Origin of the sequence: Salmonella sp. SA15303, from assembly GCF_029962125.1 — a bacterium.
Taxonomy (GTDB): domain Bacteria; phylum Pseudomonadota; class Gammaproteobacteria; order Enterobacterales; family Enterobacteriaceae; genus Salmonella; species Salmonella enterica.
Genome location: NZ_CP123924.1, coordinates 212,390 through 234,759, shown reverse-complemented (window position 1 = coordinate 234,759; position 22,370 = coordinate 212,390). Strand labels below are relative to the sequence as shown.

General features: G+C 53.4%; 18 protein-coding genes, 1 tRNA gene and 1 other RNA gene. 3 read left to right on the top strand and 17 right to left on the bottom strand.

Annotated elements, in window-relative coordinates:
• Positions 1 to 26: 26 nt before the first annotated feature.
• From dppF to QEN31_RS01075, 7 genes are all read right to left on the bottom strand, one after another.
• Positions 27 to 1,040, bottom strand: a complete 1,014-nt coding sequence (gene dppF, locus QEN31_RS01105; RefSeq protein WP_000103563.1) for a dipeptide ABC transporter ATP-binding subunit DppF — start codon at positions 1,038 to 1,040, stop codon at positions 27 to 29.
• Positions 1,037 to 2,020 (bottom strand): dipeptide ABC transporter ATP-binding protein, encoded by a 984-nt coding sequence (gene dppD, locus QEN31_RS01100; RefSeq protein ID WP_001196509.1) that lies wholly within the window; start codon positions 2,018 to 2,020, stop codon positions 1,037 to 1,039. Before dppD ends, dppF begins: the two co-directional genes overlap by 4 nt.
• Before the next feature lie 10 nt (positions 2,021 to 2,030).
• Positions 2,031 to 2,933 (bottom strand): dipeptide ABC transporter permease DppC, encoded by a 903-nt coding sequence (gene dppC / locus QEN31_RS01095; protein WP_000084690.1) that lies wholly within the window; start codon positions 2,931 to 2,933, stop codon positions 2,031 to 2,033.
• Between the two features lie 9 nt (positions 2,934 to 2,942).
• Positions 2,943 to 3,962, bottom strand: a complete 1,020-nt coding sequence (gene dppB, locus QEN31_RS01090) for a dipeptide ABC transporter permease DppB (protein WP_000938843.1) — start codon at positions 3,960 to 3,962, stop codon at positions 2,943 to 2,945.
• A gap of 156 nt (positions 3,963 to 4,118) precedes the next feature.
• Positions 4,119 to 5,726 carry a dipeptide ABC transporter periplasmic-binding protein DppA gene (dppA, locus tag QEN31_RS01085; RefSeq protein ID WP_000028047.1) on the bottom strand — a complete coding sequence of 536 codons (1,608 nt, stop codon included), beginning with the start codon at positions 5,724 to 5,726 and terminating at the stop codon, positions 4,119 to 4,121.
• 555 nt (positions 5,727 to 6,281) lie between these two features.
• Positions 6,282 to 7,607, bottom strand: a complete 1,326-nt coding sequence (locus QEN31_RS01080) for a uracil-xanthine permease family protein (protein WP_001136079.1) — start codon at positions 7,605 to 7,607, stop codon at positions 6,282 to 6,284.
• Between the two features lie 57 nt (positions 7,608 to 7,664).
• Positions 7,665 to 8,789 (bottom strand): aryl-sulfate sulfotransferase, encoded by a 1,125-nt coding sequence (locus QEN31_RS01075; protein ID WP_000940803.1) that lies wholly within the window; start codon positions 8,787 to 8,789, stop codon positions 7,665 to 7,667.
• A gap of 149 nt (positions 8,790 to 8,938) precedes the next feature.
• Between QEN31_RS01075 and QEN31_RS01070 the strand changes: the two genes are divergently transcribed.
• Positions 8,939 to 9,946 (top strand): LacI family DNA-binding transcriptional regulator, encoded by a 1,008-nt coding sequence (locus QEN31_RS01070; RefSeq protein ID WP_000290692.1) that lies wholly within the window; start codon positions 8,939 to 8,941, stop codon positions 9,944 to 9,946.
• Here QEN31_RS01070 and QEN31_RS01065 read toward each other — a convergent pair.
• The 9 genes from QEN31_RS01065 to QEN31_RS01025 form a co-directional block, all read right to left on the bottom strand.
• Positions 9,937 to 10,070, bottom strand: a non-coding RNA gene (locus QEN31_RS01065) — RtT sRNA. The two genes, QEN31_RS01070 and QEN31_RS01065, sit on opposite strands and share 10 nt — an antisense overlap.
• 35 nt (positions 10,071 to 10,105) lie before the next feature.
• Positions 10,106 to 10,182 (bottom strand) — tRNA-Pro (locus tag QEN31_RS01060).
• Between the two features lie 90 nt (positions 10,183 to 10,272).
• The gene (gene eptB / locus QEN31_RS01055; protein WP_001269259.1) at positions 10,273 to 11,964 is read right to left on the bottom strand and encodes a kdo(2)-lipid A phosphoethanolamine 7''-transferase; all 1,692 of its coding nucleotides are present in this window, start codon (positions 11,962 to 11,964) and stop codon (positions 10,273 to 10,275) included.
• 217 nt (positions 11,965 to 12,181) lie between these two features.
• Positions 12,182 to 12,709, bottom strand: a complete 528-nt coding sequence (lpfE, locus tag QEN31_RS01050; protein ID WP_000792957.1) for a long polar fimbrial protein LpfE — start codon at positions 12,707 to 12,709, stop codon at positions 12,182 to 12,184.
• 5 nt (positions 12,710 to 12,714) lie between these two features.
• Complete coding sequence (gene lpfD / locus QEN31_RS01045; protein ID WP_099949591.1) at positions 12,715 to 13,794, bottom strand: long polar fimbrial protein LpfD; 1,080 nt, start codon at positions 13,792 to 13,794, stop codon at positions 12,715 to 12,717.
• 17 nt (positions 13,795 to 13,811) lie between these two features.
• Positions 13,812 to 16,340, bottom strand: coding sequence for an outer membrane usher protein LpfC (lpfC, locus tag QEN31_RS01040; protein WP_099949590.1), 2,529 nt, complete (start codon positions 16,338 to 16,340; stop codon positions 13,812 to 13,814).
• A 22-nt stretch (positions 16,341 to 16,362) separates the two neighbouring features.
• Positions 16,363 to 17,061 (bottom strand): long polar fimbrial chaperone LpfB, encoded by a 699-nt coding sequence (gene lpfB, locus QEN31_RS01035; protein ID WP_001082123.1) that lies wholly within the window; start codon positions 17,059 to 17,061, stop codon positions 16,363 to 16,365.
• 84 nt (positions 17,062 to 17,145) lie between these two features.
• Positions 17,146 to 17,670 carry a long polar fimbria major subunit LpfA gene (gene lpfA / locus QEN31_RS01030; protein WP_001519917.1) on the bottom strand — a complete coding sequence of 175 codons (525 nt, stop codon included), beginning with the start codon at positions 17,668 to 17,670 and terminating at the stop codon, positions 17,146 to 17,148.
• Positions 17,671 to 18,187: 517 nt separating this feature from the next.
• Positions 18,188 to 18,892: an autotransporter outer membrane beta-barrel domain-containing protein gene (locus QEN31_RS01025; RefSeq protein ID WP_000637070.1), complete on the bottom strand. Its 705-nt coding sequence runs from the start codon at positions 18,890 to 18,892 to the stop codon at positions 18,188 to 18,190.
• Positions 18,893 to 19,048: 156 nt separating this feature from the next.
• Between QEN31_RS01025 and tag the strand changes: the two genes are divergently transcribed.
• Together tag and QEN31_RS01015 are read left to right on the top strand one after the other, a co-directional pair.
• Positions 19,049 to 19,630: a DNA-3-methyladenine glycosylase I gene (gene tag, locus QEN31_RS01020; protein ID WP_001188414.1), complete on the top strand. Its 582-nt coding sequence runs from the start codon at positions 19,049 to 19,051 to the stop codon at positions 19,628 to 19,630.
• Positions 19,608 to 20,048, top strand: coding sequence for an N-acetyltransferase (locus QEN31_RS01015; protein WP_000619902.1), 441 nt, complete (start codon positions 19,608 to 19,610; stop codon positions 20,046 to 20,048). The genes tag and QEN31_RS01015 overlap by 23 nt, the downstream gene beginning before the upstream one ends.
• On the opposite strand, the gene QEN31_RS01010 is transcribed toward QEN31_RS01015, so the two are convergent.
• Positions 20,017 to 22,350: a molybdopterin guanine dinucleotide-containing S/N-oxide reductase gene (locus tag QEN31_RS01010; protein ID WP_000148453.1), complete on the bottom strand. Its 2,334-nt coding sequence runs from the start codon at positions 22,348 to 22,350 to the stop codon at positions 20,017 to 20,019. The two genes, QEN31_RS01015 and QEN31_RS01010, sit on opposite strands and share 32 nt — an antisense overlap.
• Positions 22,351 to 22,370 lie beyond the last annotated feature (20 nt).

Below are 22,370 nucleotides of genomic sequence, written 5' to 3'. Positions count from 1 at the left end.
CAGCCGCCATCCGGCATAAAACGCAATTAACTCAGCGGTTTCTGCGGATTTTCATCCTGATCGACGGCAAAGCAGGCCACCAACTGGCCGTCGTACTCTTTAAGCTGCGGCTGTAACTGCGTACAGGGTCCGAAGCGACGGCTGCAGCGGGCGTTGAAGGCGCAGCCCGGCGGCGGGTTCAGCGGGCTCGGCAACTCGCCGGTCAGCTTAATCCGCTCACGGCGATCGTCCGGATTCAGCCGTGGCGTGGCGGAGAGCAACGCCTGGGTATAGGGATGACGTGGATTGTTAAAAATCTGCTCTTTGGTCCCTTTCTCCACGCAGCGGCCTAAGTACATGACCATCACTTCATCGGCGATGTGTTCCACCACCGACAGGTCGTGCGAGATAAAGACATAAGACAGCCCCATATCCTGTTGCAAATCCATCATCAGGTTCAGCACCTGGGCGCGCACCGACACGTCGAGCGCGGAGACCGGTTCGTCGGCAATCACTACGTCCGGATCAAGCATCAGACCGCGGGCGATAGCGATACGCTGACGCTGGCCGCCGGAGAACATATGCGGATAGCGGTCGTAGTGCTCGGTTTTCAGCCCCACCTTCGCCATCATCGCCAGCGCTTTTTCACGACGCTGCGCTTTACTCAGGCTGGTATTGATCAGCAACGGCTCTTCCAGAATTTGCCCCACTTTCTTGCGTGGATTCAGGGAACCGTAGGGGTTCTGAAACACAATCTGAATTTTCTGCCGCCGCAGTTTCTGCGCGTGCGGATCGTGTTTAAGCAGATCCTGCCCCTGGTAATAAAGCTCGCCGCCGGTTGGCGTTTCAATCATCGTCAGCAGGCGACCCAGTGTGGATTTTCCACAACCGGACTCCCCCACTACGGCCAGCGTTTTACCGCGTTCGAGATTAAACGACACGCCGTCCAGCGCTTTTACCAGCCGTTCCGGAGAAAAGATCCCCTTCTTCACCGGATAGTGTTTTTTCAGGTCGATAGCCCGCAACAGCGGCTGTTGCAAGGTGGCCTCATGCGTACTCATAGTGTGGGCCTCCCGGCATCATCGAGTGGGTAATGACATTTTGACTGACGTCCATCGTCCAGTTGGTTGAGAGCAGGTTCTTCCGCACGACATCTGTCCGTGGCGTAGGGGCAGCGCGGGTTAAGCAGACAGCCCGTCGGTCGGTCATATTTCCCCGGCACCACGCCCGGCAGCGACGCCAGGCGCGCTTTGTCCTGAGCAAACTCTGGTAACGCGCGTAGCAGTGCCTGGGTGTAGGGATGACGCGGCGCGCGGAAAATATCCTGCGCAGCGCCGGTTTCGACGACCTGCCCGGCGTACATGACGATAATTTTGTGCGCCGCTTCCGCCACCAGCGCCAGGTCATGGGTAATCAGCACCAGCGCCATGTTCTCTTTTTGCTGCAACTCCAGCAGCAGCTCAATGATTTGCGCCTGAATGGTCACATCCAGCGCCGTGGTCGGTTCATCGGCAATTAACAGCTTTGGTCGACAGGCTATGGCCATCGCAATCATCACACGCTGACTCATGCCGCCAGAAAGCTGGTGCGGATAGACATCCAGACGAGAAGCCGGATCGGGAATACCCACCTGGTTCAACAGGTCAATCGCTCGCTGACGACGGGTTTTCTTGTTCCCGCCCTGATGTACCTTGATGGCTTCCATAATCTGAAAGCCAACGGTATAGCAAGGATTGAGGCTGGTCATCGGGTCCTGGAAAATCATCGCCACTTCAGCGCCCACCAGGTTGCGACGTTCCTTCTCGGAAATGCGCTTCAGATCCTGTCCGTTAAAGAGCAGGTTTTCCGCCATCACGCGGCCTGGGTAATCGATAAGCCCCATAATTGCCAGCGAGCTGACGGATTTGCCGGAACCAGACTCGCCGACAATCCCGACCACCTCACCCTGCTTCACGCTGTAGCTAATGCGGTCGACGGCTTTGAACGGTGTCCCTTCGTCGCCGAAGTGCACCGATAATTGATCTACATTTAATAACGCCATCTCGAACCTCTTACTGCTTCAGTTTGGGATCGAGCGCGTCACGCAGACCGTCACCCATCAGGTTAAATGCCAGTACCGTCAGCAGAATCGCCAGCCCCGGGAAGGTCACGACCCACCAGGCGCTTTGCGCGAACTGCAGAACGTCAGAGAGCATGGTGCCCCATTCCGGCGTAGGCGGCTGTGCGCCCATGCCAAGAAAGCCGAGGGCAGCCATATCGAGAATGGCGTTAGAGAAGCCCAGTGACGCCTGAACGATCAGCGGCGCAAGGCAGTTCGGGAAAATATTGACGAACATCTGACGCATCGCGCCTGCGCCCGCCACGCGGGAGGCAGTCACATAATCGCGGTTCACCTCTACCAGAACCGCCGCGCGGGTTAAGCGGACATAGTGCGGCAGCGCCACAAACGTCAACGCCAGCGCAGCGTTGCCGATGGAGGGGCCGAAGATCGCCACCAGCACCAGCGCCAGCAGCAGGCTCGGCAGGGCCAGCATAATATCGACCACGCGCATGATGATGTTATCGACCAGACCGCCGAAGTAGCCCGCGACCAGGCCGAGAATAATCCCCATTACCAGCGACAGGACGACCACCAGACAGCCGACCAGCAGTGACAAACGCGCGCCATACATCAGGCGCGAGAGGACATCGCGACCAACATCATCCGTTCCCAGAATATGCGCCCAACTGCCGCCTTCCTGCCAGACCGGCGGCGCCAGCAGCGCATCGCGGAACTGCTCTGCCGGGTTGTACGGCGCAATAAAGTTGGCAAACACCGCAATCAGGATCACGATGAGAACATACGCCAGCCCGACGACCGCGCCTTTATTGCGTTTGAAATAGTGCCAGAACTCCCGCAATGGCGTCATGGGCGCCGGTGCGGCATTAACATTATTTTCAGTAACCTGTGACATGATGGCCCCTTACTTCTTATGCCGAATACGCGGGTTCACCACGCCGTACAGCAGGTCTACCAGCAGGTTGACGAGAATAATCATCGTCGCTACCAGTAACACGCCGCCCTGCACTACCGGATAATCGCGGCGTTGCAGCGCATCGATCAGCCAGCGCCCCAGACCGGGCCACGAGAAGATAGTTTCTGTCAGAATCGCGCCTGCCAGCAGCGTCCCGACCTGCAGGCCGATCACGGTGACGACTGGCAGCATGGCGTTACGCAGAGCATGGACGATAATGACGCGCATCCTGGTCAACCCTTTGGCGCGTGCGGTACGGATGTAATCCTCCCCCAGCACTTCCAGCATCGACGAACGGGTCATACGCACAATGACGGCCAGCGGGATTGTGCCGAGCACCATCGCAGGCAGGATCATATGCGCCAGCGCATCAATAAAGTTACCCTCTTCGCCCCAGATAGCGGTGTCGATCAGCATAAAGCCCGTCAACGGATTGGTATCATCAAGGAACACCATATCGCTCACGCGCCCGGAAACCGGCGTCAGGTTCCAGTGGACGGAGACCAGCATGATCAGCATCATGCCCCACCAGAAGATAGGCATAGAGTAACCGGTCAGCGCCAGGCCAACGGCAGTGTGATCGAAGATAGAACCGCGCTTCACTGCGGCCAGCACGCCCACCGGAATCCCCACGGCGACGGCAAAAATCATGGCGCAGACGCCAAGTTCCAGCGTCGCTTTAAAGCGAGGCACAAACTCGTCCCATACAGGGATTCGGCTTTTCAGCGAGATGCCTAAATCGCCATGCATCACCCCCCAGATATAATGGAGGTACTGCTGCCACATCGGTTTATCAAGACCGAGTTCAGCCAGCAGTTGAGCATGACGCTCAGGGGAAATACCTCGCTCACCCGCCATGATCATCACCGGATCGCCGGGGATCATGTGGACAAAGGCAAAGGTGAGAAGGGTAATACCGATAAACGTCGGGATAACGAGTCCCAAACGTCGGAGAATGAACTGCAACATAACCCGAATTCTCTCTCATGACCCACGGCCTGGAACCGTGAGTCTGTATTGCTCACAAATCTTATCCCACGCAAACTGCATCGCGGATAAAGCATTACGCCGGATGGCGCTGCGCTTATCCGGCCTACACAACACCGGGGCGCAGCGCTCTTTTAATTATTCGACAGAGACGTTTTCGAAGTGATGTTTGCCTAATGGATCAACCACATAGCCTTTAACTTCTTTACGCACTGGCTCATAAACCGTGGAGTGAGCGATGATCAGCGCTGGCGCCTGGTCATGCATCACAACCTGGGCCTGTTTATAGAGCTCAATACGCTTGTTGTGGTCATCGGTCGCACGCGCAGGCTGAATCAGGTCTTCAAACGGCTTATAACACCATTTTGAATAGTTGGAGCCTTGCTGGGCGGCATCGCAGCTGAACAGCGTGGCGAAGAAGTTATCCGGATCGCCATTATCGCCGGTCCAGCCCATCATCACCGTCTGGTGCTCGCCATCTTTAGCGCGCTTGAGGTATTCGCCCCATTCATAGGTGACAATTTTGGCCTGAACGCCAATCTTCGCCCAATCCGCCTGGATCATTTCCGCCATACGACGCGCATTCGGGTTATAGGGACGCTGTACCGGCATCGCCCACAGATCGATGGTGAAGCCTTTTTCCAGACCGGCTTCTTTCAGCAGCGCCTTCGCTTTTTCCGGATCGTAGCCATAGTCTTTAATATCGTCGTTGTAGCCCCACATTGTCGGCGGGATCAGGTTTTTCGCCGCAACGCCCGCGCCCTGATAAACGGCTTTGATGATGGCCTCTTTATTCACGGCATAGGTCAACGCCTGGCGAACTTTGACATCATCCAGCGGTTTTTTCTGCACGTTATAGGAGAGATAACCCACGTTCAGACCGGCCTGCTCCATCAGGTTGATGTTTTTATCTTCTTTCATGCGCGCAATATCCGCCGGGTTCGGATACGGCATCACCTGACATTCGTTCTTCTGCAGTTTGGCGTAACGCACAGAGGCGTCAGGCGTGATGGAGAAGACCAGACGGTCAATCTGCGGCTTCGTGCCCCAGTAGCCGTCAAAGGCTTTGTAGAGAATGCGGGAGTCTTTCTGATATTGCACCAGTTGGAACGGGCCAGTGCCGACCGGGTTCAGATCCACTTTTTCCGGCGTACCGGCTTTCAGCATGTTGTCAGCATATTCTTTGGAAAGAATAGAGGCAAAGTCCATGGCTAAATCGGCAAGGAACGGCGCTTCCGGACGCGTCAGCACAAACTGCACCGTGTGATCGTCGACCTTCTTCACTTCGCTAATCAGATCCGGCAGCCCCATGCCTTCAAAGTATTCATAGCTGCCGCCAGACACTTTATGGTACGGGTTCTGCTCGTTTTTCTGCCGGTCAAAAGAGAACACGACATCATCGGCGTTCAGCTCGCGCGTGGGTTTGAAATCCTTGCTGGATTGCCATTTCACCCCTTTACGTAGGTGGAACGTATAGGTTTTACCGTCTTCGCTGATATCCCACTTCTCAGCAAGACCCGGGATCACTTCCGTGGTGCCGGTTTTGAATTCAACCAGACGGTTATAGATAGGTACGGAGCTGGCATCATAGGTGGTGCCAGACGTAAAGAGCTGTGGGTTAAAGCCTTCCGGCGAGCCTTCTGAACAATAAACCAGGGTTTTGGCCTGCACGCTTGCTGCAACGGTCATGGCCACCAGGCTCAAACCAAGCTTCAGCATCCCTGACTTCTTCAAGGAAATACTCATTCTTCTGCTCCAATTGTGATGTATGTTGTTTTGCCCTTTGCAAAGGCTTTTACCGCCCGGCCTTTTTTGTTTTTTACCTGGTCAGGTCAGTAGTGAGAGGTGGGGATTCCGTTCGCATAATCGACTGAGTTGCAGTGCGGATTCTCCATAAAATGCCCCTCATTCCCTACAATCTGTCAATAGAATGTCAAAACGTCAATACAGGTAACCAGCTTTTACAACAACGGTGAGAATTAACAAACAAAGATTAAAAAAAGTTCAGAAGGGTATTTTCAGCAGGGAAATTTGTGCTATGGCCAGAAAGGCAGAGTTATTCACTTAATATTTTGCAACAGTTAGTGATTAACAATTAGACATTAATTGAAAAATTTCTTTCGATATGTTGATTATCTGAGCGATTAATACCACTAACGCTAAAACGCACAGGCGAAAATGCTGAGGTTATCCATAAGCCGTGTGCAAAAAAGAGTTATACGGACGTTGAAAAACACCATCGAATATGTCACAAAATTGTAAATAAGTAGGCCGTCGTGCGGCCTACCGCGATCACAAAAACTAACTTTTGACCCTGGCCTGCGTGCGCTTTTCGCTCCAGTTAAACAACGAGTTCACCAGAATCGCCGTCAACGTCCCCGCTGCCATGCCGTTGCCAAAGACCATCTGTACGCCCGCCGGGAAATTCTGATACAGGCCGGGTACCAGTATAGGTAGCATTCCCATGGCCAGCCCCATCGCCAGCGCGTAGGTTTTACCCGGCGTATGCAGTGGCTCACGCGCAATCATATCAATACCGATAACCCCGATAATGCTGAAGACAATCACCGCCGTACCGCACACCACCGAACCTGGCAGACAGGTCGCCAGACGTACCAGCGGCGCGAATATGGCAATCAGGATTAACAATCCTCCGGCAGCCGCAGTCACGAAACGCGATTTCACATTAGTGGTGCGTACCACCCCAATATTTTCGCCGGAGGTGATAATTAAGGAGGTGCCAAAAATCCCCCCCAGCAGCGACATTACCGCATCACCACGAATGGTGCGTGGAATCGCCTGCTGCACATTTTGCGTGGAATTGACTATTTCCGCGGTCGCAATCGTTTGCCCGGTTGCTTCAGCCATAGAGATGACCGCGTAAATCAGTAACGGCAGCGAGGCGGAGAGATCAAAAATCGGCCAGCCGAACGGCAAAAGCTGTGGGAAACTAAACAGCGGCCCGTGACTCACACCGCTAAAATCGGTGCTGCCCAGCGCCATTCCCAGCAACGTTCCCGCTAAAAGGCCGAACATCACCGCCAGCTGGCGCAAAATACCGCTAAACGCCAGCGCGAAAATCAGCGTTATCAGGATAGTCCCCAGCGATAAAATGATACTGGTTGGATGAGCGAAGTCGGCGCTCCCTGGCTGGCCAATGATCAATCCGCCGTACAGGCGAATAAGGTTAATCGACACCATTAGCAGCATGATGCCAATGATAAAAGGGGGAAAATGGTGCAGGCAGCGGCGGAAAATCGGCAACGCGATAAAGTAGAACAGCGAGGTCAGAATTACGGCGCCAATCGCGGTCTGGATATTGGTCTGTAAAGCGATCGCAACGAAAATCGCAATCGGCGCGCCCCCCGGTACCATAATAAACGGCAAACGCGCGCCCACCCCTTTCACACCCAGGCTTTGCAAAATAGCGCCCAGACCGCACATCAGAAAGGTCGCGCTAAGTACCGAGGCGGTCACCGTATCGGTAAAGTGGAGCGCTTTGGCGATCAGAAAGACGGAGGTAATGGGGGTGGCGGCAACGACCAGCACATGCTGAAGCGCCAAAAGTAAGGTGGTTTGCCAGGGTAATGCATCGTTATCCGGCGTAGTAAGGCCAGGTTGCGGCATGATTAACTCCCATAAAACATCAAAAAAATAACCGCCAGCGCGGGCTGGCGGTCTGTATTATTTCAACCAACTAATGGCATCAGCGGCATAGCGATGCGCACGGAAGGCGCTGTTCTGTTTTCCAGGAATAATGCCTTTACTGAGGTGCTCCGGATATTCATTAAAGAACGGAATGATATATTCCCATACCGTTTCGCCTTCCGGGGTGACTTCAAACAGGCGGCCAAACGCCGATTCACAGATAAAGGTGTTGCCGTTCGCCAGCCGCTGCGCGCTCCCCATATACGGCGAGAAAAACGCCGGCGGGAAGATATCGCGATACTGCCAGGTAATCGCTTTGGTCTGCGGATCGAACTCCAGCACCGTGGAATGCGGCGAGGTGACGCCGGGACGCAGGTTGCCGTTATCGAAAACCAGAATCGACCCGTTCTCCATCTCAACCGGCGTGTGCTGCTGCGCTACGACTTCCGGCCCTGCATGCCAGATAACCTTCCCGCTCTCTTTATCCACGGCAATGACGCCGGAAGTGGTACGCAGGCTCATCAGCACCAAGCCATCACGGGTGACGGACAGGCCGTTAATCATCGGCCAGTGGCGGCGGTCGAAAATATCATGAATCGGGAAATCTTCCGGATTCAAATGCTCCCAGGCGCGCCATTCCCAGACCACTTCACCGTCGCGATTGACCTCTTTGACGACGTCGCTCTGAATGATGCCGTCCGGCGCATCGCGGCGCGGGTCGCCGCCGGTAACACGGGCGGCGATATCGGCAGGCAACGGCGACGCGGCGGTATACAGCAGATTACCGTTCGCCAACCATTGCGCATCATGGTGATGGTAAATATCTTCGTAATGCCAGACGATTTCGTTATCCGGCGTCACTTCGTAGAAGTCGCCGCCGTGCCAGAGATCCCACGCCGGATAGAGGTTCGCTGAAGTGCGGTGGCTGCCGTTATAACCCAGATTACCGTTCGGCAGCAGCACCGCATCACGCCCGGCGCGAACCGGAAGCTGCCACTGATGCGCGACTTCGCCCTGCTCGTCCACCAGGTAAACCCGCCCTTCGGCGGTTTGCGGCGCAAAAAGCGTATAGCCGCCAAAGCTCTTCGCCTTATCAGCGTAGATAAGGCCCGCCAGACGGCGTCCAAGGGTGAAAGTCGAATCCTGAGTTAAGTGTGCCACATCGCCTCCTGAGGAATAAATTTGCGCCAAAATACCCCATTAAAACGTTTTAATGAAGGGTTTTTTACGATCCTCACTGAAAAAAAGCAAACGTTACCGTCTGGTAAATATGCTACCCTGTGCGCAAATTTTCGCAGGTCAGGAAGCAGATGGCTGTTCAAAATAAAAAACGCGCAAAGTTGATTGATGTTGCCCGCCATGCAGGCGTGTCGCCAGGGACAGTATCCAATGCATTGCACAACACTCGCTTTGTCGAGCCGCAGACGCGACGGCGTATTGAAGAGGCCATTGCTGCGCTCAACTACACGCCGAATATTCGCGCTCGCCAGTTACGAACCGGCAAAACCAATACCATTGCTTTGCTCTCTTCGGTGCCGCTGGCGATTGCCTCCGGCGCATCACGACTGGGATTTATGATGGAGGTGGCGTTAACGTCCGCGATGATGGCGCTGGAAAAGCAGCATGCGCTGATTCTGGTGCCGCCGGGGGCAAATCCACTGGATGCCGTCAGCTTTGACGCGGCGATCCTGATTGAGCCGGCGGAGAACGACCCGCAGCTCCAGGCGCTGGCGCAAGCGGGCATTCCCTGCGTCACCATTGGCCGCACGCCGGGGACCGACACGCCTGTGCCGTGGGTTGAGCTGCACTCGGCGGCAACAGCACAGCTTCTGCTAACGCATCTGGAGACCTCCGGCGCCAGCAAATGTGCGTTATTTGTCGGTAACACTCGGCGAACATCAGTTCTGGAGAGCGAAGCGGCTTACCAGCGCTGGTGCGCGGGGCGCCAGGCCCCCGTCGTCTACTCTCTCAATGAAAGCGAGGGTGAAAATGCCGGCTACCAGGCCGCGCAGCAGCTATTACAGGCGCATCCCGACGTTGACGGCGTGCTGGTGCTGATCGATACCTTTGCCAGCGGCGCGGTACGCGCTTTCCAGGAACAGGCAGTCGCTATCCCGGAGCGGATGCGCGTGGTCACCCGCTATGATGGTATCCGCGCGCGCGAATCGCTGCCGCCGCTGACGGCTGTGAACATGCATCTTGATGAGGTGGCGCGACAGGCAATCACGCTCCTGTTTGCCGTTTTGTCGGGTGAGAAGATCAGCTACAGCGACGGGATCATGCCTGAACTGGTGGTGAGAGCGTCAACCTGCCGGTGATAGAGGATGACTCGCCACTACGTGGCTCGCCCTGCGGGCCGTTGCTGACGCAACGTTCTCTCGCTTCGCTCGAGTCGAACCTCTTGCCCCCGGAGGTTCTCATCCTCGTCAGACTTCAGATACAAAAAAACCCTGCTCATTGAGCAGGGTTTCTGAATTTGGTCGGTGATAGAGGATTCGAACCTCCGACCCCTTCGTCCCGAACGAAGTGCGCTACCAGGCTGCGCCAATCACCGAATGCGGGCGCATCTTACTGCTCAGGCGCACGCCCGTCAATCCCTTAGTCGCAAAATACAATTCAATCGGCGAGAAAGTCGGCAGACAACCTACTTCGCGGCGACTTTCTGCACATCGGGAATATGGCACCAGTTGTTGTTCTGGTTAATGCCGCCATTCGGCGATGTATACCCCAGGCAGCCCATTATCGTATCGTATAGCTCCACATGACGACGCGGCACTTTGATCTCCGCCTGCTGTTTCAGGTGAGCGAACATCTGCGCATGTTGCGGACTGGCAAGATATTTATCCGACATCCATACCAGCATCGGAACACGGAATTGCTCCGGCGGCGCCATATTGCGCGGCGTACCGTGCAAATGTTCGCGTTCGTTAATCGACTCGCCGTGGTCAGCCGCGTAGAACACAATCGCTTTTTTATCACGTAGCTGATCGAACACACTGGTAATAAAGTGATCCACATAGGTCACGGAGTTATCGTAAGAGTTGATCATCTGCGCTTTCGTGCAGCCGCTATCGACCCCAATACATTCGGGCTTCCACTGAGCGTAGCTGCGCGGATAACGCTGCGTATAGTTAAAATGCGATCCCTTGGTATGCAGGATAATCAGATGCTTACCCTCCGGATTCTGGGCAAGCGAGTTCTGCATCTCATCAATCAACAGCATGTCATCCACCGTTTTACCGCGGTTACGCGGCTCGGCGCCAATCTGCTCGCGGTAAGAGATATTATCCGCCATGGTATTGCTATAGAACCACATCTCGCTCTGCATGGCGTACAGATCGGAACTGAATCCGAGCTGTTTGAGTACGGCAAAAACATTCTGCTCTTTTAAGGTACGCTGCGGGTTATTATCCGCCCCGCCTTCCCGTACAAACATACAGCGTAAAGAAAGCTTCGTCGCGGTATCGCAGGAATAGCCGCGGAACGCCGCCAGATTTTTTTCCTGCGCCAGCTTCGGCGTGGTATTACGCTCGTAGCCGAAAATCCCCATGTGATCCCAACGGGTCGTCTCACCGATAATGAAAACGACGTAGGTGTCATCCCCATCTTTCGGCGCAACATAGGTAAATTTCCTGGCCGGGTTTATTAACGAATTATTGTCCGACGACTCATCTACCTGCGCCCAGGCATACAGCCCTAACGCAGATAACCAGTTTGAGGGCAGGTAGGAGTTCGCCACCACGCCGCCATAGCTGGGTAAGTCGATGCCTGTCGCCCGTTCAACCTTTTTTTGCTGTATATCCAGCAGGCGAATAGGCGCCCACACCATTACGCCTGCGAGTACCACTACAGCGGCGCTGCGAAAACGCTGCCCCGGCGTACGTAGCTGGCGCAACAACGTGTAGCGACAGTGGTTACTCCAGATAAAGATGAGCGGAAGCACGCTCACGGCAATCAGCCACAATACAAAGTGCAGCCCCACCACCTCTTTCGAGAGATCGATATCGGTGGTCATAACAGACGCAATAATGCCGTAGCCAATCACCACGTTCAGGAAGGTCATGTAATAACTGGCGCCAGCGGAAAACAGCACCACCAGCGTGGCCAGCACACGCCAGACGCGTCGGCCAAACAGTGAAAGAAGACGAAGTAAGAAGAAAGTGACCAGCACCGTGGCGCCCAGTTCGACAACTGCGGAGAGGCCTTTCCAAATGGTAAATTCTTGTGCATAACTGCCGAAACGGCGGTAAAACACGGCGCAATTCATAAACAGACCGATATAGAGCGCAAGCAAGAAACTAAGTTTCTGTTGCGTCATCGATTTAATGTATCTCATGCAAACAAACCCTGGGAATCGGGATAAAAACGACCTGTACAACGATTCTTTAATCAAACAGGTAAATATGCGGCTAACGCAGATGTAAGAAAGTCTACAAGCACGGTTAAGTAGACCACAAGCAGAGGGGAAAGTGGCAACGGAGAGTGTGATCGGAGAAGATTTTTACAAAAAATCACTAAAAATGGAAAAGGGCCAGCGAACTGGCCCTCAGTGATTATTCGTATGTGACGCTAAAATTCACCGTCGCATTCGCTGTGCCAACGGTGGCATCCGGCTTAACAGGCACATAGCTGGCGATATAGTTCAGCTTGTTCGTACCATCAAACCAGACAGTGTGTTCGACAGGCGTAGAGTCGGTACTGGAGGGGTATTGTTGCTCCCCACCAGATGTTTTAATTTTTAACGCCACGCCCGTCGCGCCGCCGCTATCCAGGGCAAAAAGCGAGGGGTCAGTCGGGTCCGGAGAACCGTCCATCGTAACGCTGGCCTTTGTGGCATACGCGCAATCTTTTAAGCCGATGCTAAAGTTTTTCTGGTTCAGCTCTTTACCCACTTTTACCGGGCGCTGAAGCACCACGGTCTCCATATTGACGTCGATACTGTCGTTTTCCAGTTCACAGGTAGCCGCCTTAATAGTAATGGTAAAGTGGATATCACCAGCAGAACCGATATTCGACGGTGCCGCCATCGCGGAAGCGGTAAGCAGTAAACACGCTGGCATCAAAGCATGAAGGTTTTTCATCCTGCTTACTCCACATCAATACGCATGGTGGCAATTCCCTCGAAATCCCCGGCGGCCGGCAATTTGCCGGTGGTACTGATAGGGTAAGCCGAAATGGTCGTTGAGGCGGTACGGTGCGTGTCGTCAACAAGACCCGATACGCTCAGCTCCTGATTAACACTGGCGTCATTTGGCACCAAAATTTTACCGTTAGCGCCCTCAATGACGGCACCGATATCCGGGTTGCCCATGTCGATGGCATCCGAATCATTAGCGTTTGGCATTCCCTCAATACGCAGGAAGATCTTTACGCCATCGGAAATATTGGTGCATTTAAACTGCAGCTCTTTGGTGAATTTCGTGGCGTTCTTTGCAACTTGTCCTTTGCGATCTTTAAAATCAGTGGCCTTAAATTCCCCAAACGGAATTTCCAGCGTGCTGCCGCTGGAGAGTTCACAGCCCTGAGGTACCGTAATTGAACCACTGATATATACAGACGACGCAGGTATACTGCCATATACACTGGGTTTCTTTGTCACAAAAAGGTCCATTATTTTGGTGCTAGGTATAATACTTTCACCCACAAACGGATGGAGAATATAGAGCGATAAGTGACCTTTGCCACCGGATGTCCATATTGCATCTTTACTACTTGCATTTTGCGAACACTGAGAGCGGTTGTTTGTCAGGTTACCTACATTCTCAAACGGTGTGTTAACGTATTCTCCTCGTCCCCCCGAAATCAGTACATCGCTCGCAATGGCAATATTATTATTGATCTGGTAATAGGAGCGACTCTCTATATTCGTAACAAAGGCCAGAGGAACCACAGCCTTAAATAAGGTGTCATTTATAAGAGAGGTATCATCAGGGCATTCACAGGACATCGCATAGGTTCCACCTAAATTCCAGCTATCGAAATCTACGAAGGTCGCACCCGTTGTGTTCTTTGACGTATCTGAAACTGTTTTATTTATGGTGGCACTGAAGATATGTGTTCCACCTTCAGGAGTACATGGTCCAAAATCTGCCGCTGCCAGCGCCTGCCCCGAAAACAGCACCGACCCGCCCAACAGGCCCGTAAACATTATCAACTTTTTCAACATAATCGTTTCCTTCCCTGTTACCGGCAGACGGCATTCGCCATCACCGCGCCGGTATTATCCTGTTGTTCCGGCAGCGTAAACGCCACGCGGCATTGCTGTGCCTGGTCTTTACCCCAGTTCACCTGAAGGGCACCTTTCTCCGGCATCCCGCTGATATAAAGCTGACCGTCTTCACCCACAATGCTGCTGGACTCTTTTGTGGTATCCAGCAGCGTGGCGGTAGCACCAAACGGCACCGCTTTGCCATTGGCCTGCGTCAGATTCATCAGCACACGATAGCCCACTCGGGTATCGAAGCGGGCACGAACAATCGCGCCGCGTGTCGGCACTACGTTGACGGAGGCGGTATCCAGGTCAACCTGGTTGTTCAGGCTGTCGCTTCGCAGTGAGACTTCCGTTTCACGGTACGGAGTAAGGTAAGGTACGACCGCATTACCCATCCAGTCCACTTCCACACCACCGTTGTTGATCACGTGCGCGCCGCGCGCGCCCGGCGCGGAGATAATGGCCATGGATTCACCCAGCGGTTGAGAAAGAGTGATACCTTCGCTATGGGCTATCACACCGCCGCGCAAACCGTAGTTCACCTGCTGGCCGTCACGGTTGTAGTTGTAACCCAGGCTGGCGCTACCCACGCCGCCCTGGTAATCCAGGTTCACGCTGCCGCTGTTACCCACGCCGTTGCTGCCGTAGCCTTCCTGCACACTATAGTTCAGGTTGTGGTCTTCCAGCGCGGTGCCGCTCACCCCTAACTGCTGGTTGGTTCGGCCATGCTGATCGGTCGTGAGGTGGTAGTTACTCCACACGCGTCCCAGTGGAATCGACATGGAGAATGACAGTAAACGATCGCTCTCATCCCACTCCGGGCTTTTCGTCCAGGTGTAAGCAACGCTGTAGTTCACGCGGCCAATACGGCCGTTATAACCGGCATTCAGCGAACGCTGTTTACCTTCATCGTTCCAGTAGTCCTGCTGCGTGACGTTAAAATAGACCGAGCCCCAGGCGCCCAGTTGCTGCGTCACGTTGCCCTGAATCTGACTACGTTTGTGGTACTGGCTATAAGAGCTGTCCGCATCGCTGCGCACATCCGTCGCTTCCTGGAAGGTGTAATAGCCGCTGGTCGAATACTTGTAACCCAGCAGACGGAAATCTGTACCGCTGTTAAAGCTCTTGGAGTAGAGGAAACGATAAGACTGACCTTCCGAATTCTCCTCATTTGCCAGCTTGCTTTTTGCCTGGGTTACATCGATGGAGATCGCGCCGATATAACCGAAGTTTTTACCTAATCCTCCCGCCAGCGAGTAATAGTCGTCAGAGAAGATCGCACCACCGTAAACGGTAAAGCCATACGGCAGGCCGTACATGGCATCAAGCTGCCCGAATTTCGGCTCGGCGCTGTTATAGTTCCCGGCACGGTATTCCCCGGCGGAAAGGCTGTATTTGAGATGGCCTTCACGCTGGAGGAGCGCCACCGAGGAGAACGGCTGAACGAACTTCTGCTCACTGCCGTCCGATTCTTTAATGGTGACCGTCAGGTCGCCGCTGTTTGAGGTTGGATACAGGTCGTTAATTTCAAACGCACCCGGCTGAACAAACGTACGGTAAATAACGTAGTTGTTCTGCTCAACGGTAACTTCGGCGTTACTTTTGGCAATACCCCGGATGACGGGCGCAAACCCGCGCTGGCTGTCAGGCAGCATCTCTTCGTCGGAAGTTAACTGCACACCGCGCATCTGAACGCTGTCAAAAATATCACCGGCAGTGGAGGTATCCCCCAACGTCAGCTGTGATTTCAGCGGTACAATGGCACGGCTTAAGGATGTGCCAATGTTATCCCATGTGTTGTTACCGTCGTTTCGCGTCCAGGTGCTATAGTTACGTAACCGCCATGCCCCCAGGTTCATACCGCTGCGCAGATTCAGATAGTAGCTGTCGCTGTTGTAGCTGGTTTCACTGTCGTGTGCGTCATAGCTGGCGTTGCTGCCGGAAAAGTTATAATCCACCAGCAGGGCATTCACCCCTTCGTCCCACTGCGATTCTGGCACCGTACCGCGCGCTGTCTGCTTCATCGCAGCCTGCGGGAAGCTCATGATCAGGGTCTGGTCTGCAAAGTCGAAATGGCTGGCGGCCTGGGGAATAATGTCGTCAAAAGCAACACAGGCTTCAGGCGGGGCCATTTTCAGCGCCGGGAAGCTATCAATACGCACGCCCATATCTTCAAGCTGCACGCGGCTTAAGCACGGCACCAGGGATTCACCCATTTTTGCGCGCTGCGCCTCTGTCGCTGCCTTAAACTCCAGGGTGCGAGACTCCATTTTTTTTTCGTTGACCACCACCGAGACGCGGTATTTACCTGGCAGGTGTTCAGCTTTATTGGATTCATACATTGAAAGGTCAACGTGCTGATCAATACCCGGCACATCCTCCAGAAAGCGCGGGTTAAATGTTCCCGCATACGCGGGGAGCGTACCCGCTATCATCAGCGCAAGCGCAGACTGCGTGAAACGCGAGGTCTTATTGCCCAGAGGAAGATGCGTCCATGTCATAGTAATAATCCTTTAAAACGTGTTAGTTAACGCGCTGTGTCAACATGTCGCCAGCAGTGCCAAAGTCATTAATAATGTTGTATTTAACTTCGCTTACCTTGCCGGTGCCGGCTGGCAGTTCAATATTCAATGAGCCTTTTGCCGGAACCATTCCCGTTTTTTCAATATCACGGCCGTTGGCATAAAATTTATTAAACGTCAGGTTAAAGGCAGATGGGTTTTCCACTTTGATCTGGTTAGCCCCTGCGCTGGTGAACTGCAGTTTGTTCCAGCCGTCCATGCTATTGCCTTTCAGGCCCGCCGGGCGATAGAACAGTTTTAAGCGGGTACGTACGGCGATCTGCAGTACGTTTTTAGCTTCCGCGTCTTCACTTTTGGCAGGAATAGCTTTTACGTTAATCCAATAAACGGACTCGCGATCCTGCGGTAACGTGTTCGTCGTATTAACAATACGTAAAACGTTATTTTTAGTCGGGCTTAATTTAAATAACGGTGGAGTGATGATAAAGGGCGTCTTTTTATTACCGTTAGCATCATCAATCCATGACTGAATGAGAAATTCATCCGTGGTGCTTTTATTATTTACCGTAAGAGAAGCTTCCTTTCTACTACCGTCATAAATAACACGCGTGCTGCTTAATGCCACGCCTCCGGCAAAACTGTTTTGAGCAATCAACGCCAGCACCAGTGCTGTGCAAGATATCAAACGTGAGCGGTTCATGATTCTCTTCCTGAGCCTCCGCTGGAAAAAATGGCAACGGGATTTCCGTTGCCATTATGATTGTCTGTATTAACGAAAATTCGATTATTCGTAGGACAGGTTGAAGTCCACTTCTGCGTTACCGTAACCAGTGGTTACAGTATCTTTTGTTGCAACGTAGTTAGCGGTGTAGTACAGCACGGTCTGACCAGCAGCCAACGTAGTGGTGGATTTACCGGTGTTCATTTCAACAAGCTTGTTAGCGTTGTCGTAGATACCGATGCCCACGCCAGTTGCCGCACCTGCTTCAGTGTTAACAGAAACCAGTGTCGCATCGTCTGTATCACCAACGCCATTGAAGCTTACGTTAACTTTGGTATTAGAGGTGATGTCACAGTCTTCCAGTTTGATCTGGAAAGGCTTAGAAGAAGACTTGTCGCCAATGGCTTTGAAGATATTTTTCTTAACCTGACCCAGCACAACTTCCTGGTTCTGGGAGTCAGTAGAAACGACGCATGGCGCGTCAACGATTTCACCGGTGAATTTAATGGTGCCGTCACCAGATTCAGCAGCGAAAGCAGAAGTGGAAACTACAGCGAGAGCAGACAGAGCAAAAACAACCTTTTTCATTAAAAACTCCATTTATGACGGTAGATAACAGAACGCATCCTTAGGATTATCTGCATTCTGTGAGGAAATGGAGTGTATAGAGGTGGGTATTGGATACTATAATTAGTATATATAAAAATAATTGTTAGTTAATCTTAAAAAGAATAGAAATCAATATATTACAAATGGAATGTACATAAATGTAATTTTTTATTAAGAATAAATTAATATAATTAATATATTATTTCTTCCTATTCATAAATAAGTTAAATGTCTTCCTTATTTATTAGACGTTTTTTTAACTACAATTGATTAGGTATTTGTGCTAAATAAAAAAAAGGGCACCAAATGGGTGCGCTGTACGCCTGGTGTTGCATGTGTTACGCAGACGCTTCGCTAACCCCCTCCCGCTGCGGCTGGCGAATAGTGGTGGAAAGTGCCAGCGAGATAATTAACAGCGCAAAGATAACGCAGAAGGTTAGCACCCTACTTCCGCCACAAGAGCTGTTATCACTGCGTTTCGATTATAATTTTTAAGTTAAAACCTGGCGCTCACCCCCAAGGTATACAAATAATCGCTATCCGTAGCGCTATTTTCCGCCTGGGAAAACGCCGCATACGCCGCCAGGTGCGGGTTAAGTAACACGTCCGCGCCTACGGTGACATCCAGCCAGTTTCCCGCCTGATTTCCTGCGGTCATACGACTCAACCCGGACTGCGCTTTCCAGATATTCTCCCCAAACTGTTGGTTATAGCTGATTTGCGCCCAGGGACGGACATCGCCGAACTGCGAGTTTACCCGCCAGCCTAACGTACTGACGCTGGCGTGCCATAACGGATCGGTAAACGCTAATGTCGTCGCGCTATCGCCATATTCGTTATACATTGATGACGTCGAACCGTCGTAATGCAGCGCCGCGACCGGCCCAGTGGTCACGCGTCGGGAAAGCGGAAAATTCCAGCCCATACTGATACCGCTGGTCGCATCAAGCGGGGTTTCATCCGCCAGGCTAAGCACCGGCCCCACCGTATTTTGCGTAGACTGAATACGTTCGGCCAGTATGTCGTTGTAATTCGGTTGGTGATCGCTGTCCCAGGTATAGCGTTCCGTCGTATGCCCCGGAGCCGCTTCAGCGATATATTCTTGTTGCCAGGCATATGTGGTATTGATAAAAAACGAGCAGGCCATAAGGCCCGCCAGACAACGCAATGTCCGGCGACCACGGCGTTTTCTTACAATCATCAACGCGACTCCAGAGTAGAGCCGAATTCGGCGATATTATTGTCATTGAATGAAGGATGTCGGGCATCAGCCCTGTATTAACTATTGTCCTTTTAGCGGGCCCGTCAAGGCGGGTTGAAGGAAATTTTCGCGGTAACCACAATAACGAGGAAGTCTATGCAGCGTTGCGACTGGGTCAGCCAGGACCCCCTTTATATTGCCTATCATGATAACGAGTGGGGCGTACCGGAAACTGACAGCAGAAAGCTGTTTGAAATGATCTGTCTTGAAGGTCAACAGGCCGGTTTATCCTGGATCACCGTGCTTAAAAAGAGGGAGAACTACCGCGCCTGTTTTCATCAGTTTGATCCGGTACGCATCGCAGCTATGCAGGAGGAGGATGTCGAACACCTGCTGCAGAACACGGGCATCATACGACATCGCGGTAAAATTCAGGCCATTATCAGTAACGCCCGCGCCTGGCTTGCGATGGAGCAAAACGGCGAGTCTTTCGCCGATTTTGTCTGGTCATTCGTTGATGGCCAGCCGCAGATCACCCAGGCGGCCAGCCTGGATGAGATCCCTACCTCAACACCTGCGTCCGATGCGCTTGCTAAGGCATTGAAAAAACGCGGTTTCAAGTTTGTCGGTACGACTATCTGTTACTCCTTTATGCAGGCGTGCGGACTGGTCAATGACCATATTACCGGCTGTTTTTGCCATCCGGGAGAAAAACATGATTCGCAAATCCCAGAGTGAAGACATGGCGTCTATTCTGGCGCTGTGGATGAAAAGTACCATTTATGCCCATCCCTTTATCGAAGAACGTTACTGGCACGAGAGCGAAGCAATTGTACGCGACGTCTATTTACCCGCCGCGCAAACCTGGGTATGGGAGGAAAATGGACAACTGAAAGGCTTCGTCAGCGTACTGGAAGCCCGTTTTGTCGGGGCGCTGTTTGTCGCCCCCGACGCGTTAAGACACGGCATTGGCAAAGCGCTTCTGGAATATGTCCAGCAACGTTTTCCTCTGCTGAGCCTTGAGGTTTACCAGAAAAATCAATCCGCCGTAAACTTCTACCATGCGCTTGGTTTTCGTATTGAAGATAGCGCCTGGCAGGAGGATACCGCCCACCCCACCTGGATTATGAGTTGGCAGGCGGATCAAACGCCGTAAGCGGTAGCGCCGGGCCGGTATATTTCTCAAACCAGACCAGCGCGGTGTTGCCCGCACAACCGTTCCCCAGCCGGGAACTGGGAAGATCTTTTGTCAGGACGTTTACCGCACCGTTTTTGCATATGCCGCCTGCGGTAGGTTCAGGGTCCGGCCATGCGCCTTCGTGAATACAGATCACGCCAGGCCGAATTCCGTCGGTAACGACCGCGCCCGCCAGAACCTGCCCGCGATGATTCCAGACGCGTACCGTATCGCCATCGACGATTCCGCGCGTTGTCGCATCCTGCGGATGAATCGTCACCGGTTCGCGTCCGGCCACCGCATACCGCTCCCGTAACGAACTGTAGTTAAGCTGGCTATGCAGACGGTGCGCCGGATGCGCGGAAAGTAGCTGAACCTGCCCCGCATCGGCGTTCCCGTGCCACTCATCCGGCGCCAGCCACATCGGATGACCGGGACAATCCGCATAACCATAGCTGGCAATGCGCGCAGAATAGATTTCGATTTTGCCGCTGGCCGTTTTTAGCGGATGGTTATCAGGATCGCGGCGAAAATCCGCGAAGCGCACAAACTGCGCGTTGGCGGGATTTTCCGGCATCTCCAGTAAACGGTTAGCCTGCCAGAATGCGGCAAACGGCGGCAGCGTCACCCCCTGGCTGGCGCCACGCTGGGCGGCAATATTGTAGAAAGTCTCCAGCCACGCCAGCTCGCTTTTTCCTTCGGTGAACCGAGCGTAACCGCCGGCTTCCCACCGTTCGCTCAGTTCAGCAAAAACGTCAAAATCATTCCGCGCCTCCCACCGGGGCGACACGACCTGCTTCATCGGCGCCAAATGCTGATTGCTATAGTCGCCGGTCATGGTTAAATCGTTACGCTCATAGCTAGTGGTCGCAGGCAGAACAATATCCGCGTGTTTCGCGGCGGCCGTCCAGAAACATTCCGAGATAACGACCAGTTCCGGTTTTTGCCACGCGCGAATCAGACGGTTGGTATCCTGATGATGGGTAAAGTTCGCGCCGCCCGCCCACCAGATAAAACGAATATCCGGGAAGCGGCGATCCATCCCATTGTGTTGGTAAAACCCACCGGGGTTTTCCAGCGCCTCGACAATACGCGCCACCGGTATTTTATCTACCGCATCGACCCCGCCAGGGATGCTTCCCTGCATCGAGGCTAACACGGCGGCGCGGCGCGTCGGGTTTCCGCCGTTAGCAAAATGATAAGAAAAACCAAACCCGCCGCCAGGCGTACCAATTTGCCCCAGCATTGCGGCCAGCGTAACGATCATCCAGTGCTTTTGCTCGCCGAACTGCTGACGCTGCATTCCCCAGCCAGCCATCAACATGGTGGTGTTATGATGAAATATTTCTGCCAGTTCGCGGATTTTCACCGCAGAAACGCCGCAAATTTCCGCCGCCCATTCCGCTGTTTTGGCCGTACCGTCGGTCGTGCCCAAAAGATAGTCGGCGAAGCGGTCATAACCCGTTGTGCAGCGGGCAAGGAACGCTTCATCCTGCCAACCGTTTTCCACCAGCGTATGGGCGATCCCCAACATTAACGCCACATCGGTGCCCATATGCGGGGCGATCCACTCCATCTTATCGCCAAAAAAGTCGACGCTTTCCGATCGCATCGGATCGATGCAGATCAGGCGCTTGCCGCTTTGTCGCAACGCCGCAAAATAGTCGAGCCCCTGTTCATCCGAGGCATTCCAGGCAATTTTCAGAGTATTCAGCGGGTTCGCGCTCCAGAGCACCACCACCTCGCTGTGTTCCAGCACCACCGGCCAGCTAGTCTGCTGCTGGTAAACCTCGTTGCCACCCACCACATAAGGCATGATAGCCTGCGCCGCGCCGGTGGAATAATCGCCAAGATGGCCGGTATACCCTCCCGCCAGCGCCATGTAACGCTGCAATAGTGTAGCCGCTTTATGCAATACGCCGTTCGAACGCCAACCGTAGGAGCCGGCGAAGATGGACGATGGCCCATAACTTTCGCGAATACGTTTGTGCTGAGCGTGGATCAGATCCAGCGCGTCATCCCAACTTACGCGAACAAACTCATCCTGCCCGCGTATGCCTTGCGGCTTATCGGGAGAAGCCAGGAACCCTTTACGCACCATCGGGAAGCGAACCCGCGTTTTACTGTGCACCTGGTCATGCACAACGGTTTGCAGGGAGTTTTGGTGTGCCGTCGGGAGTTCGCCATACGAGGCAAAAATGCGTTCTCCGTCGGTTTCAACGCGGACTGGCCCCCAGTGTGCGGCGGTCAATACCGAGTGACGCGATGGTGCGTGGGTCAATGTTCGCTCCTGAATTATTG

Bases quoted from the DNA above. Each gene is read 5' to 3' on its own strand.
- dppF (WP_000103563.1), bottom strand. From the start codon at position 1,040: ATGAGTACGCATGAGGCCACCTTGCAACAGCCGCTGTTGCGGGCTATC.
- dppD (WP_001196509.1), bottom strand. From the start codon at position 2,020: ATGGCGTTATTAAATGTAGATCAATTATCGGTGCACTTCGGCGACGAA.
- dppC (WP_000084690.1), bottom strand. From the start codon at position 2,933: ATGTCACAGGTTACTGAAAATAATGTTAATGCCGCACCGGCGCCCATG.
- dppB (WP_000938843.1), bottom strand. From the start codon at position 3,962: ATGTTGCAGTTCATTCTCCGACGTTTGGGACTCGTTATCCCGACGTTT.
- dppA (WP_000028047.1), bottom strand. From the start codon at position 5,726: ATGAGTATTTCCTTGAAGAAGTCAGGGATGCTGAAGCTTGGTTTGAGC.
- QEN31_RS01080 (WP_001136079.1), bottom strand. From the start codon at position 7,607: ATGCCGCAACCTGGCCTTACTACGCCGGATAACGATGCATTACCCTGG.
- QEN31_RS01070 (WP_000290692.1), top strand. From the start codon at position 8,939: ATGGCTGTTCAAAATAAAAAACGCGCAAAGTTGATTGATGTTGCCCGC.
- eptB (WP_001269259.1), bottom strand. From the start codon at position 11,964: ATGAGATACATTAAATCGATGACGCAACAGAAACTTAGTTTCTTGCTT.
- lpfE (WP_000792957.1), bottom strand. From the start codon at position 12,709: ATGAAAAACCTTCATGCTTTGATGCCAGCGTGTTTACTGCTTACCGCT.
- lpfD (WP_099949591.1), bottom strand. From the start codon at position 13,794: ATGTTGAAAAAGTTGATAATGTTTACGGGCCTGTTGGGCGGGTCGGTG.
- lpfC (WP_099949590.1), bottom strand. From the start codon at position 16,340: ATGACATGGACGCATCTTCCTCTGGGCAATAAGACCTCGCGTTTCACG.
- lpfB (WP_001082123.1), bottom strand. From the start codon at position 17,061: ATGAACCGCTCACGTTTGATATCTTGCACAGCACTGGTGCTGGCGTTG.
- lpfA (WP_001519917.1), bottom strand. From the start codon at position 17,670: ATGAAAAAGGTTGTTTTTGCTCTGTCTGCTCTCGCTGTAGTTTCCACT.
- QEN31_RS01025 (WP_000637070.1), bottom strand. From the start codon at position 18,892: ATGATTGTAAGAAAACGCCGTGGTCGCCGGACATTGCGTTGTCTGGCG.
- tag (WP_001188414.1), top strand. From the start codon at position 19,049: ATGCAGCGTTGCGACTGGGTCAGCCAGGACCCCCTTTATATTGCCTAT.
- QEN31_RS01015 (WP_000619902.1), top strand. From the start codon at position 19,608: ATGATTCGCAAATCCCAGAGTGAAGACATGGCGTCTATTCTGGCGCTG.